We start from the raw sequence: 11,562 nt of genomic DNA, 5'->3' as shown, positions 1-11,562 counted from the left end.
CCCGGTCGGACCCGCGACCGCGGGGCCGTTTCCCAGCGGACCCGCAGGATTCCGGGCCCGTCGTCAGCCCGCGCCGAGGCCGTCCTCGGCGTCCTCGAGCACCTCGGTCGCGCTCAGCCCGTCGAGGAACCGGATGACGACGTCGCGCTCCTCGGGCACGAGTGCCGCCGCGACGTCGAACCTGCGCGCGTGCTGGCGCCCGACGGTCTCGCGGGCGTCGCGCCGGGTGTGCTCGGTCACCGTGATCGCGAGCGAGCGGCGGTCGGTCGGATGCGGCGCGCGAAGGACGTGGTGGCCGGCCTCGAGGCGATCGAGCATCTTCGTGGTCGCCGCGGTCGAGATGGCGAGGTGTTCGCTCAGCTGCCCGGGGGTCACGACCGCGCCCTGGTTGTGCGCGGCGATGAGGAAGCGCAGGGCGCGCATGTCGGTCGAGTTCAGCCGCATGTAGCGATTGGATGCCTCGCTCATGCGCTCGGAGGCCTGGTGCCATCGGCGCAGCGCGCGCATCACCTCGACGGTGTGGGCGACGTCGTCGTCGCTCATGCCGGTGCGGTGCACGAGCTCCTCGCTCGCATCGACGATGCGCGGATCGAGCATCCGATCCGCGATCTCCGCCGGCGTCGCGTCCTTCTTCATGGGAGAGATTCTATCCTCTTGGTATATTTCTCGCTAAGCTATCTGATTACTCGAAGTATTTCTTCCTTGGGGAGGCGATGATGGATCTCATCCCGAGCGGGCGACCCGGCCCCGAACTGACTGCCGTCGCGGCCGATGCCGAGCATGTCGTGCTCCTCGATGCCGACGACCGACCGATCGGCACCGCGCCCAAGTCGAGCGTGCACGGCGCCGACACCGCGCGTCACCTGGCGTTCTCGTGCCACGTGTTCGACGAAGGAGGTCGGATCCTCGTCACCCGTCGCGCGCTCGCGAAGCAGGCGTGGCCCGGCGTCTGGTCGAACTCCTTCTGCGGCCACCCGGCGCCCGCCGAGACCCTGCTGCACGCGATCCGCCGGCGCGGCGAGTTCGAGCTCGGGCTCGAGTTGCGGGACATCCAACCCGTCCTGCCGTACTTCCACTACCGCGCGACGGATGCCTCGGGCATCGTCGAGAACGAACTGTGCCCCGTCTACACGGCCAGGACCACGTCGCAGCCCGAGCCGCACCCCGGCGAGGTGATGGACCTCGCGTGGGTCGACCCGGCCGAACTCTCGACCGCGGTGCGCTCCGCGCCGTGGGCGTTCTCGCCGTGGTTCGTGCTCCAGGCCCGCCTCCTGCCGTTCCTCGGCGGAACGGCCGAGCCCGAGGCGATGGCGTCATGACCCTCGCACTCGGCACGGCGCCGATCGACGTGCGCGCCGGCTTCGGCGCCGACCCCGAGTCCGAGGCGGCGCTCGCACTCGACCTCGAGGCGACGGACCGCGTGCTCCGCGACCTGCTCGACGAACGCGTCGAACGCGCCTCCCGGCACGGCACGGCGTACCGGCGCCTGTGGGAGGCCGCCCGCGACGAGGCATCCGGCGGCAAGCGGATCCGCCCCGAGCTCGTGCTCCGCAGCCACCGCGCGTGGGGCGCGCCGAACCCCGCCGGCGCCGTCCGCGTCGCCGCCGCGTTCGAGCTGCTGCACACGGCGTTCCTCATGCACGACGACGTGATCGACGGCGACCGGACCAGACGCGGGGTACCGAACCTCGCCGGCCGGCTCGCCGCCGACGCCGTCGCGCAGGGCGCCGGCGAATCGCGGGCGTACGGATACGGCGACGCCTCCGCGATCCTCGCCGGCGACCTGCTCATCAACGCGGCCCACGGCCTCGTCGCACGAGCGCCCGTCTCCGCCGGGGAAGGCGCGGCACTCCTGGACCTCCTCGACGAGTGCATCTTCCGCACGGCGGCCGGCGAGCACGACGACGTCCGGCTGGCGATCGGGCTCGGCGCCGACCGGCGGGCCATCCTCGCCATGCTGGCCGACAAGACCGCGGCCTACTCGTTCAGCGCGCCCCTGCAGGCCGGCGCGATCCTCGGCGGCGCGGCCGACGCGCCGATCGCCGCCCTCGGCCGGATCGGCGAGCACCTGGGGCTCGTGTTCCAACTCCGCGACGACGTGCTCGGCGTCTTCGGCGACGAGGCCGTCACGGGCAAGAGCGCCGCGGGCGACCTGCGCGAGGGGAAGGAAACCCTGCTCATCGCGTTCGCGCGCGAGCACGGGTCGTGGACCGACGCCGGGCGCGCGTTCGGCGACGCGCACCTCGACGAGGAGGAGGCGACCGCACTGCGCGGCGCGATCCGCGCGAGCGGCGCGCTCACCCGGGTCGAGGAGATCATCGACCTCCACGCGCGCCTCGCCATCGCGGAACTCGACGGATCCGACCTGCCCCCGGGCCTCCGGGCCCAGCTCGCGGCGACCGTCCGCGCCTGCTCGGGGAGGTCGCGATGACCACGACCGGACTCGCGCTCTACGACCGCACGGCCGAGCGCGGCAGCGCCCAGGTGATCGCCGCGTACTCGACGTCGTTCGGGCTCGCGAGCCGGCTCTGCTCCGCGCCCGTGCGCACGCACGTCGCCGCGGTCTACGCGCTCGTGCGCATCGCCGACGAGGTCGTCGACGGCCCGGCCGCGCAGGCCGGCCTCGACGTCGCCCAGCGTCGGGCGGTGCTCGACGGACTCGAGGCCGAGACCGAGCGCGCGATGGCCACCGGCTACAGCGCCAACCTCGTCGTGCACGCGTTCGCGACGACCGCGCGCGCGACGGGCTTCGGCCCCGAGCTCACGCGACCGTTCTTCGCGTCGATGCGGCGGGACCTCGACCCCGTGCGCTTCGCCGACCGGGCGGAGCTCGACGAGTACGTGCACGGCTCCGCCGAGGTCGTCGGGCTCATGTGCCTGCGGGCGTTCCTGCTCGGCCTGCCCGAGGATCCCGAGCGCGACCGCCGCTGCGAGGACGGCGCGCGGCACCTCGGGGCCGCGTTCCAGAAGGTCAACTTCCTGCGCGACCTCGCCGAGGACGTGCAGGCGCTCGGGCGCAGCTACCTCCCGGACGTCCCGGCCGACGGCTTCGACGAGGAGGCCAAGCACCGCGTGCTCGACGACATCGACCACGACCTGGCGATCGCCGTGCGGGTCATCCCCGAGCTCCCGTCGAGCTCGCGACGTGCGGTCGCGGCCGCCGCCGCGCTGTTCGGCGCGCTGTCGGCGAAGCTGCGGCGCACGCCGGCCGAGGAGCTGCTCACGACCCGGATCCGGGTGTCCACGCCGCGCAAGCTCGTCCTCCTCGCCGGGGCCTATGCGGGCGTGGTTCCGCGGGCTGCCGGGCGAGCTGGCGGCGAGCCGGCGGGCGCCGGCGGGCCGGCGGACGTCCACGAGCACGCGGGCACCGACGAGCACGGAGACGCCGTCGAGCCCGCGAGCGCCGAGGAGCACGAGCACGCGAACGCCGACACCCCCTCCCCCGTCGACGCGCGGAAGGCCCTCGCATGAGCCGCGCGGTCGTCATCGGCGGCGGGATCGCGGGCCTCGCATCGGCCGCGCTGCTCGCGCGGGACGGGCACGAGGTGACGCTCGTCGAAGCCGGCCCGCAGTTCGGCGGACGCGCCGGTCGCTGGGAGGCCGGCGGGTTCCGCTTCGACACCGGGCCGAGCTGGTACCTCATGCCCGAGGTGTTCGAGCACTTCTTCCGCCTCTTCGGGACCACGGCCGAACAGGCGCTCGACCTCGTGCGGCTCGACCCCGCGTACCGCGTGTACTTCGAGGCCGAGCCGGCGCCGCTCGACCTCCGCAGCGGCCGCGAGCACGCGACGGCGGCGTTCGAGGCGATCGAGCCCGGGGCCGGCGCCGCACTCGACGCGTACCTCGACTCGGCCGACGAGACCGCGACGCTCGCGGTCGAGCACTTCCTGTACACCGACTTCACGACGCCGCGGGCCTTCGCGTCCGCCCCGATGCTGCGTCGCGCCGGCCGGCTCGGCCCGCTCCTGTTCGAATCGCTCGACCGGTTCGTGGGCCGCCGATTCGCGGACCGTCGCCTGCGCCAGGTGCTCGGCTATCCGGCCGTGTTCCTCGGCACCTCGCCGTCGCGGGCCCCGAGCATGTACCACCTCATGAGCCGGTACGACCTGCTCGACGGAGTCCGGTACCCCATGGGCGGGTTCGGCGAGCTGATCGACGCGATCGCCCGCCTCGCGGTCGACGCGGGCGCCGAACTCCTGGCATCGACCCGCGCGACCCGGATCGTCGCCGAGCGCGGCCACGCGGCCGGCGTGGAGGTCGCGGATGCCTCGGGCACGCGGTTCCTCGAGGCCGAGGTCGTGGTCGCGGCGGTCGACGGGCGGCACGCCGACGTCGACCTGCTGCCGCCGGACCTGCGTTCGCGCAGCGACCGGTCGTGGGCGCGGAGCGACCCCGGCCCGAGCGCCGTGCTCGCGCTGCTCGGCGTCCGCGGCCGCCTTCCGGAACTGCGGCACCACACGCTGTTCTTCACGGAGGACTGGGAGGAGAACTTCCGGCGCGTGCTCGGCCCGGACCGCGGCATCCCCGACCCGGCGTCGCTGTACGCGTGCATGCCGAGCGCGACCGACCCCACGGTCGCGCCGGACGGGCACGAGAACCTCTTCGTGCTCGTGCCGGTGCCTGCCGACCCCGCCATCGGTTCCGGCGGGATCGACGGTGCCGGCGATCCCGAGGTCGAAGCGACCGCCGACCGGGCGATCGCGCAGATCGCCGCGTGGGCGGGCGTGCCCGACCTGGCCGAACGCGTCGTGGTGCGCCGCACGATCGGCCCGGCCGACTTCGCCGAGTGGTTCCATGCCGACCGCGGGTCGGCGCTCGGGCCCGCCCACGTGCTGCGGCAGAGCGCGTTCCTGCGCGGCCGGACGGCGTCGCGCGATGTCGACGGCCTGTTCTACGCGGGCGCGTCGACCGTGCCGGGGATCGGCCTGCCGATGTGCCTGATCAGCGCGGAACTCGTCGCCAAGGCGGTCCGCGGCGAACGCCGGCCGGGTCCGCTGCCCGAGCCCAGAGGCGCGCGGGCGGCGGCATGAGCGTCGTGTACCTCGCTGCGCTCCTGGCGTCGATCGTCGGGATGCTCCTGATCGACCGCAGGTTCCGGCTGTTCTTCTGGGCGGCGCCCGCGCGCGCGACGGTCGTGTTCCTGGTCGGGTGGGTCTTCCTGCTCGCGTGGGACGCGGCGGGCATCGCGCTCGGCATCTTCCTCCGCGGCGACAACCCGATCTCGACCGGGATCCTCCTCGCGCCCGAGTTCCCGCTCGAGGAGCCGGTGTTCCTCGCCTTCCTCTGCCTCGTCGCGATGGTGGCCTACACGGGCGCGCTGCGGATCGTGGCGGCGAGGCGCGGCGCGGTTCGCGGCGGCGGCGCGGCGACTTCGGCCCCGGATGCCCCGGCCGTCGCGGATGCCCCGCGGGCGCCGTCGGCGCCGGATGCCCCGGTGCGCGGGGGTGCGTCGTGACCTACCTCGCACTCTGCGCCGTGTTCGTCGCCGTCGCGACCGGCGTCGCCGCGTTCGCCTGGCGTCGCGCACCGCGCGGGCATGCGGCCGCACTCGCGATCGCGGCGGGCGCGCTCGTCGCGCTCACCGCCGTGTTCGACACCGTGATGATCGCGGCCGGCCTGTTCACGTACGCCGACGGCACGACGACGGGCCTCGTGGTGGGCCTCGCGCCGATCGAGGACTTCGCGTACCCGCTCGGCGTGCTGCTCCTCATGAGCGCGCTGTGGAACCTGCTCGGCTCGCGCACGGCGCGGGCGGCGGGCGCCGCGGCCCGAGGGCGGGCCGAGCGGTGATGGCCTCGGTGGTCGGCCGGCGTCGCGGCGGGCTCGTCCGCGACCTGTTCGTCGCGTCGCGCCCGCTGAGCTGGATCAACACGGCGTTCCCCTTCGCCGCCGCGTACCTGCTCACGACCCGGGAGGTCGACGCGGCCTTCGTCATCGGGACCCTGTTCTTCCTCATCCCCTACAACCTCGCGATGTACGGCATCAACGACGTGTTCGACTACGCGTCCGACGCGCGGAACCCGCGCAAGGGCGGGGTCGAGGGCGCGCTCCTGGCCCCCGCGCGCCACCGGGCGATCCTCGTCGCCGCGGTCGGGTTCGCCGTCCCGTTCGTCGTCGCCCTGGTCCTCCTCGGCGGCCCGGTTTCGTGGCTCGTGCTCGCGGTCAGCCTGTTCGCGGTCGCCGCCTACTCGGTCCCCGGGCTGCGGTTCAAGGAGGTGCCGTTCCTCGACAGCGCGACCTCGAGCACCCACTTCGTCTCGCCCGCGGTGTACGGGCTCGCGCTCGCGGGGGCATCCGTCACGCCGCAGCTCGCGGCGCTGCTCGCCGCGTTCTTCGCCTGGGGCGTCGCGAGCCACGCCTTCGGCGCGGTGCAGGACGTCGTGCCCGATCGCGAGGGCGGGATCGCGTCGATCGCGACCGTGCTCGGTGCGCGCCGGACGGTCCGGTTCGCGATCGCCATGTGGCTGGTCGCCGGCGGACTGATGCTGCTGACCGATCGGCCGGGGCCGGTCGCGGCGGTCCTCGTGCTGCCCTACGTGATCACCGCGTGGCCGTACCGCAACGTGTCGGATGCGGATTCGGGCGATGCGAACGCGGGCTGGCGCCGGTTCCTCGGCATCAACTACGCGGTCGGGTTCATCGTGACGCTGCTGCTCATCGGCTACGCCGCGCTCACGGCGTGACGCTCGCGGTCGCGAGCTCGCGACCGCGCGTCACGGCCTCGTGCCGGCCGGTCACTCGCGGTCCGCGAGGTCGCCGAGCAGGAGGGCCGTGGAGTGCTCGAGGTGCTCGCGCATCGCGTCGGGCCCGCGCGACTGCACGTCGTCGAGCAGTTCTCGGTGCTCGCGCGCGAGCTCGCCGAGCGGGTAGTGCGGTCGCACGTGGAGGAGGAACAGCAGGAGCTCCTCGCCGAGCGCGGCGTGCGCCTCCACGATGCGCGCGCTGCCGGATGCCCCGACCAGGGCGCGATGCAGCTCGGCGTGCCGCCGCTCGGCCTCGAGCCAGGCCTCTGGGTCGGCTTCGTCGCCCGACCTCGCCAGCCGTTCGAGCTCGGCGAGCGCCGCACGCGCGGGCGCGAGCACCTCGGCGGGCCACGCGCCGCCGTACCGCTCCGCCGTGATGCGGACCGCCTCGCACTCGAGCGCGGCACGGTACTGCTGCAGCGCGACGGCCTCGTCGCGCCCGAACCTCGCGACCCTGACCCCGCGGTAGGGCTCGGCGACCGCGAGCCGGTCGGCCGCGAGCCGCTGGAACGCGGCCCGGACGGTGTGCCGCGACGCACCGAACCGCGCGGCCGTCGCCTCCTCGCGCAGCGGCGTGCCGGCGCCGAGCACGCCGCTCAGGATCTCGGCGCGGAGCGCCTCGGCGACGCGGGTCACGGCGGTCGCGCCGAGGTCGCCGGACTCGGACTCGGGCATGCGGGCGGGTCGGCGGGTCAGGACTTCGACGCGTTGCGCACGGCGAGCCAGACCAGGCCGCCGATCGCGGCGACCGCCCCGACCGCGACGGCGCCGGCGGCGATCGGGTGCTCCTTCGCGAACCGCCGCACGCGGGCCTCGGCGCGGTCGGTCGCTCGCGCGACCCGCTTGGGGACGTTGAGCCGGTCCTCGAGCGCGTTCAGCGTCGCGGCGAAGTCGCCCCGGGCCTGCTCCACGTTCAGCCGGGCCTGGAGCCGCGTGAGGTTGCGTTCGCGTGCGGCCGCGTCGCGCCTGCTGGACTTGGAGCCGCCGGGCGTGAGGTCAGTGATGCTCATATTCGCCCGTTCCCTTCACGACGTCGAGGTCGCGCTTCAGGCTCTCGATCGACTCGAGCGGCTCGCTGCCGCGCCGGAAGCTCGCCAGCCCGATGGCGATCAGGACCGCGATGATCAGCGTCAGCACGCCGCACACGGTGAGGGCCGCGGCCCACAGCGGCATCACGAGCGAGAGCGCGATGATGACGGTCGCGATGATCGTGCCGAGCAGGAAGATCGCGACGAAGGCCGCGGCGACGAACAGCGCGGCGCCGATGCCGAAGTGCTTCGCCTTGTAGCCGAGTTCGGCCTTGATCTGGTCGATCTCCGCGCGGACCAGCGTCGAGACGCGGTCGGGGAGCTCGCCGATCAACGTGAACAGGGAACGCTCGTCCTCAGTGGGTTCGGCCATGGCGAGTCACCTCCGCGTCAGGAATCCGTCGCGGGCTTCGCGGCCCTGGGGGGCCTCGGCTTCGTCGCGGCGGTGGCGCCGGACGCCTCGACCTGCTCGGCGGCTTCGACGGCCTCGTCGATCGCGTCCTCGACCGCGTCGGCGGCCCGGTCGACACCGGCCTTGGCGGTGTCGGCGGCGGAGCGGACGGTCGATTTCGCCTTCGGCGCCGACTTGGCCGCGTTGACGATGTACTCCTTCACCGAGTCGAGGACCGAGCCCGAGACGTCCCCGACCCTCGACTTCGCGTAGCCCTTGGCGGACTCGACGCCACGCTGGACGGTCGGCTGGTTCCAGACCGACTGCGCCGCGCGCCGGATCTGCTCGTAGCGCTCGCGGCCCGCACGGGTGCCCAGCACGTAGCCGACCCCGAGTCCGACGACGAACAGGATCTTGCCCTTCATGTCCACCCCATCCCGGCCGCTGCCACCCGCGGCACCCTTTCCAGCGTAGACCCCGCGTCAGGCCGCGCAAGGGGGTAGCGCGACGGAATATTCCGCTCCGGCTATGCGTCGGCGCGCGGCGCGACGACCCGCTCGGCGACCGCGAGCTTGCGGATCCTGGCCGCCGTCTCGCGGGCGTGCGGCACGACCGATGCGAGCCCCGTGCCCGACAGCCACGACCCCGTCGCCTCGATGCCCGGCTCGGCCGCGAGCGACTCCTCGAGTTCGCGAACGCGCTCGCGCTGGCCGATCGCGGCGTGCGAGAGCGCGTCGCGCCAGGGCGTGCGCCCCGACGCGCGGAGCATCGACGCGTCGAGCGATACGCCGAGGAGCGAGGAGGCGTCGGCGAGCGCGAGCGCGGCGACCTGCTCATCGGTGCGGCCGTCGAGCGGGTTGGTCGACCCGGCCCGGCCGTAGGAGAGGCGGACCACGTGCCGTCCGCCCGCGTCCTCGGCGACCCAGGGCCACTTGGCCGACGAATGGGTGAGGGCCTTCGCGGTCACGCCCGGCGTCCCCGCCGCGACGAGCACGCCCGTGCCCCTCGGTGCGGCGTCCAGCGCGGGCGCGTCGAGCACGAGGGTCACGAGTTCCACGGATGCCGCGGCCGGCCAGTCCGAGGCGTCCGCCCAGCCCTCGACCGCCTCGCCCAGCAGCGCGCGCGACGCCTGGGCCGGTGCGGCCAGGATCGCGTAGCGCGCGTCGACCACGAGGTCGCGCTCGGCACCGGATGCCTCGACGCGCCAGCCCGACGCGTCCCCGGCGCCGGTCCGCGCGAGTGCACGGACGTCCGCGCCGACGACGACCGCGCCGCCGAGGCGATCGAGCTCGGCGGCGAGCGCGTCGACGAGCCGGTGCATCCCGCCGCGGATTCCGAGCACCGCGCTGCCCGCGCGTCGCGTCTCGACCAGCTCGCCGACGCCGCCCGAGAGCGAGCCCGCCCTGGTCATCGCCTCGTTGAGGCCCGGCGCGACGACGTCGAGGTCGAGGTCCATCGGATCGGCCGAGTACACGCCCGACGCGATCGGCGTCACGAGCCGGTCGAGCACGGCACGACCCATCCGGGTCTCGACGAGCTCGCCGAGGTTCCGCGCGCGGCCGATCCGCAGGATCGGCTGGAGCCGGTCCCGGTACGCGCGGATCGCGCCGCGCCAGCCGATGATCGCGCGGACGTCCTCGCCGAGCGGGTTCGCGGGGATGCCGAGCATGCCGGTCCGCGGCAGCGGCGCGGCCGAGCGGCGCTCGCCGTCGCCCCACACGAGCCAGGCGCCCGCCGGGTTGGGCGACACGACCGCGTCGGCCAGGCCCAGCCGCTCGACGAGCTCCGCGACCGAGCCGTTGCGGGTCGCGAACGACTCGGCGCCCGAGTCGAGCGACAGGCCGTCGAGTTCGATGCGGCCGACGCAGCCGCCGAGCTGCTCCGAGCGCTCGAGCAGGATGACCCGCAGGCCGATGCGCGCGCACTCCAGCGCGGCGACGAGCCCGGCGACGCCGCCCCCGACGACGACCACGTCGGTGCGGCGGCGGTCGGGCGCCTCGGCGTCCCCTGCCGCGGGTGCCTCCAGGGCGTCGGTGCCGTCGGGGAGCCCGGTTCCGTCGGGGAAGCCGGTGCCGTCGGGGAACCCGGCCCCGTCGGGGAACCCGGCGCCCTCCCGGGGCGCGGTCACGCGCTCGCCTCGTGCACGAGCTCGACGACGCGCGTCAGCACCGCCGGGTCGGTCTGCGGCGGCACGCCGTGACCGAGGTTGAAGACATGGCCGGGCGCGGAGCGGCCGCGGCGCAGCACGTCGAGCACGGCCTGCTCGAGGACGGGCCACGGCGCGGCCAGCAGCGCGGGGTCGAGGTTGCCCTGGAGCGGGACGCCCGCGCCCACGCGCTCGGCCGCGACGTCGAGCGGCACGCGGTAGTCGACGCCCACGGCGTCGGCGCCGACGCCGCGCATCGCGCCGAGCAGCTCGCCCGTCCCGACGCCGAAGTGGACGACGGGGACCGATCGGGTGACCGCCGCGCCCGAGGCATCCGTCGCACCGGTCTCGTACGCGAGGTCGTGGACGAACGAGAGCGCACGCGCCGACGCGGGCGCGACGTGCCGCTCGTAGTCCTCGAGCGAGAGCGCACCGGCCCACGAGTCGAAGAGCTGCGCGGCGGATGCCCCGGCCACGACCTGCGCCCGGAGGAACCGGCCCGTGAGCTCGGCGGTCCAGTGCATGAGGTCGCGCCACGCGCCCGGGTCGGCGTGCATCAGGGTGCGCGCGGCGAGGTGGTCCTTCGACGGACCGCCCTCGGCGAGGTACGCGGCGAGCGTGAAGGGCGCGCCCGCGAAGCCGATGAGGGGCGTGGCCGACGCGGCCGCGTCCGCACCGCCGGCCGGCGCGATGCCGTCGAGCTCGGCGACGGTCCGGGCGACCGCGTCGGAGATCGGGGCGGCGGCCGCGTCGAGCGAGGCCGGATCGATCGCGGTGAGGTCGGCGACGGCCGCGGCATCCGCGAACGCCCTGCCGAACACGGGGCCGCGACCGGCCTGGATCTCGACGTCGACGCCGACGAGCTTGAGCGGCACGACGATGTCGCTGAAGAAGATGCCCGCGTCGACGCGGTGTCGGCGGACCGGCTGCAGCGTGATCTCGGCCGCCATCGCCGGGTCGAGGCACGCGTCGAGCATGCGCGTGCCGACCCGCAGCTCCCGGTACTCGGGCAGCGAGCGGCCCGCCTGCCGCATGAACCACACGGGCACCGCGTCGGCGCGTTCCCCGCGATACGCGCGGACCAGGCGGGAGTCGGCGGTGCGGCCTGCGGAGAGCGGATGCTGCGGGGGAAGGATCACCCCGACATTCTCCCGCACCCGACTGGGAGGAACGGGGAGCGCGACCGACGCTCGACCGTGGGAGCGCGCACACCCGGCCCTTCCCCGCGACCGCCGTGCGCGCTAGCATCGGGCA

14 protein-coding genes are annotated in these 11,562 nt (G+C 74.7%); 7 read left to right on the top strand and 7 right to left on the bottom strand.

The window, feature by feature from the left end:
* Positions 1-63 precede the first annotated feature (63 nt).
* Entirely contained in the window at positions 64-636 is a 573-nt protein-coding gene (locus tag ACDF64_RS05620; protein ID WP_394553968.1) for a MarR family winged helix-turn-helix transcriptional regulator, read from the bottom strand.
* Between the two features lie 80 nt (positions 637-716).
* Between ACDF64_RS05620 and idi the strand changes: the two genes are divergently transcribed.
* The 7 genes from idi to ACDF64_RS05585 are packed head-to-tail and all read left to right on the top strand — an operon-like array spanning position 717 to position 6,683.
* Entirely contained in the window at positions 717-1,319 is a 603-nt protein-coding gene (gene idi, locus ACDF64_RS05615) for an isopentenyl-diphosphate Delta-isomerase (protein ID WP_394553966.1), read from the top strand.
* The gene (locus ACDF64_RS05610; protein ID WP_394553965.1) at positions 1,316-2,431 is read left to right on the top strand and encodes a polyprenyl synthetase family protein; all 1,116 of its coding nucleotides are present in this window, start codon (positions 1,316-1,318) and stop codon (positions 2,429-2,431) included. Before idi ends, ACDF64_RS05610 begins: the two co-directional genes overlap by 4 nt.
* Positions 2,428-3,471, top strand: coding sequence for a phytoene/squalene synthase family protein (locus ACDF64_RS05605; protein WP_394553963.1), 1,044 nt, complete (start codon positions 2,428-2,430; stop codon positions 3,469-3,471). The genes ACDF64_RS05610 and ACDF64_RS05605 overlap by 4 nt, the downstream gene beginning before the upstream one ends.
* The gene (crtI, locus tag ACDF64_RS05600; RefSeq protein ID WP_394553961.1) at positions 3,468-5,030 is read left to right on the top strand and encodes a phytoene desaturase family protein; all 1,563 of its coding nucleotides are present in this window, start codon (positions 3,468-3,470) and stop codon (positions 5,028-5,030) included. Before ACDF64_RS05605 ends, crtI begins: the two co-directional genes overlap by 4 nt.
* Positions 5,027-5,455 (top strand): lycopene cyclase domain-containing protein, encoded by a 429-nt coding sequence (locus tag ACDF64_RS05595; protein WP_394553959.1) that lies wholly within the window; start codon positions 5,027-5,029, stop codon positions 5,453-5,455. The genes crtI and ACDF64_RS05595 overlap by 4 nt, the downstream gene beginning before the upstream one ends.
* On the top strand, positions 5,452-5,790 hold the full coding sequence (locus ACDF64_RS05590; RefSeq protein WP_394553957.1) for a lycopene cyclase domain-containing protein: 339 nt from the start codon (positions 5,452-5,454) through the stop codon (positions 5,788-5,790). Before ACDF64_RS05595 ends, ACDF64_RS05590 begins: the two co-directional genes overlap by 4 nt.
* Positions 5,790-6,683: a prenyltransferase gene (locus tag ACDF64_RS05585; protein ID WP_394553955.1), complete on the top strand. Its 894-nt coding sequence runs from the start codon at positions 5,790-5,792 to the stop codon at positions 6,681-6,683. Before ACDF64_RS05590 ends, ACDF64_RS05585 begins: the two co-directional genes overlap by 1 nt.
* Before the next feature lie 51 nt (positions 6,684-6,734).
* Here the strand turns inward: ACDF64_RS05585 and ACDF64_RS05580 are convergent, their stop codons facing one another.
* The 6 genes from ACDF64_RS05580 to hemE form a co-directional block, all read right to left on the bottom strand.
* Positions 6,735-7,418 carry a GntR family transcriptional regulator gene (locus ACDF64_RS05580; protein WP_394553953.1) on the bottom strand — a complete coding sequence of 228 codons (684 nt, stop codon included), beginning with the start codon at positions 7,416-7,418 and terminating at the stop codon, positions 6,735-6,737.
* Between the two features lie 17 nt (positions 7,419-7,435).
* Positions 7,436-7,753, bottom strand: coding sequence for a DUF3618 domain-containing protein (locus tag ACDF64_RS05575; protein WP_394553951.1), 318 nt, complete (start codon positions 7,751-7,753; stop codon positions 7,436-7,438).
* On the bottom strand, positions 7,740-8,144 hold the full coding sequence (locus ACDF64_RS05570) for a phage holin family protein (protein ID WP_394553949.1): 405 nt from the start codon (positions 8,142-8,144) through the stop codon (positions 7,740-7,742). Before ACDF64_RS05570 ends, ACDF64_RS05575 begins: the two co-directional genes overlap by 14 nt.
* A gap of 17 nt (positions 8,145-8,161) precedes the next feature.
* On the bottom strand, positions 8,162-8,587 hold the full coding sequence (locus tag ACDF64_RS05565; protein WP_394553948.1) for a hypothetical protein: 426 nt from the start codon (positions 8,585-8,587) through the stop codon (positions 8,162-8,164).
* A gap of 101 nt (positions 8,588-8,688) precedes the next feature.
* Positions 8,689-10,290: a protoporphyrinogen oxidase gene (gene hemG / locus ACDF64_RS05560; RefSeq protein WP_394553947.1), complete on the bottom strand. Its 1,602-nt coding sequence runs from the start codon at positions 10,288-10,290 to the stop codon at positions 8,689-8,691.
* Positions 10,287-11,447, bottom strand: coding sequence for a uroporphyrinogen decarboxylase (gene hemE, locus ACDF64_RS05555; RefSeq protein ID WP_394553945.1), 1,161 nt, complete (start codon positions 11,445-11,447; stop codon positions 10,287-10,289). The genes hemG and hemE overlap by 4 nt, the downstream gene beginning before the upstream one ends.
* Positions 11,448-11,562: the final 115 nt, after the last annotated feature.

It is taken from the genome of Agromyces sp. MMS24-JH15 (assembly GCF_043518605.1).
Classification (GTDB): Bacteria; Actinomycetota; Actinomycetes; order Actinomycetales; family Microbacteriaceae; genus Agromyces.
The sequence above is the reverse complement of the archived record's forward strand: the minus strand, read 5'-3'. Positions and strand labels throughout refer to the sequence as shown.

Coding starts and splice junctions, on each gene's coding strand:
- ACDF64_RS05570 (WP_394553949.1), bottom strand. CDS start 8,144: ATGGCCGAACCCACTGAGGACGAGCGTTCCCTGTTCACGTTGATCGGC.
- ACDF64_RS05580 (WP_394553953.1), bottom strand. CDS start 7,418: ATGCCCGAGTCCGAGTCCGGCGACCTCGGCGCGACCGCCGTGACCCGC.
- ACDF64_RS05605 (WP_394553963.1), top strand. CDS start 2,428: ATGACCACGACCGGACTCGCGCTCTACGACCGCACGGCCGAGCGCGGC.
- ACDF64_RS05575 (WP_394553951.1), bottom strand. CDS start 7,753: ATGAGCATCACTGACCTCACGCCCGGCGGCTCCAAGTCCAGCAGGCGC.
- ACDF64_RS05565 (WP_394553948.1), bottom strand. CDS start 8,587: ATGAAGGGCAAGATCCTGTTCGTCGTCGGACTCGGGGTCGGCTACGTG.
- ACDF64_RS05585 (WP_394553955.1), top strand. CDS start 5,790: ATGGCCTCGGTGGTCGGCCGGCGTCGCGGCGGGCTCGTCCGCGACCTG.
- ACDF64_RS05595 (WP_394553959.1), top strand. CDS start 5,027: ATGAGCGTCGTGTACCTCGCTGCGCTCCTGGCGTCGATCGTCGGGATG.
- idi (WP_394553966.1), top strand. CDS start 717: ATGGATCTCATCCCGAGCGGGCGACCCGGCCCCGAACTGACTGCCGTC.
- ACDF64_RS05620 (WP_394553968.1), bottom strand. CDS start 636: ATGAAGAAGGACGCGACGCCGGCGGAGATCGCGGATCGGATGCTCGAT.
- ACDF64_RS05610 (WP_394553965.1), top strand. CDS start 1,316: ATGACCCTCGCACTCGGCACGGCGCCGATCGACGTGCGCGCCGGCTTC.
- crtI (WP_394553961.1), top strand. CDS start 3,468: ATGAGCCGCGCGGTCGTCATCGGCGGCGGGATCGCGGGCCTCGCATCG.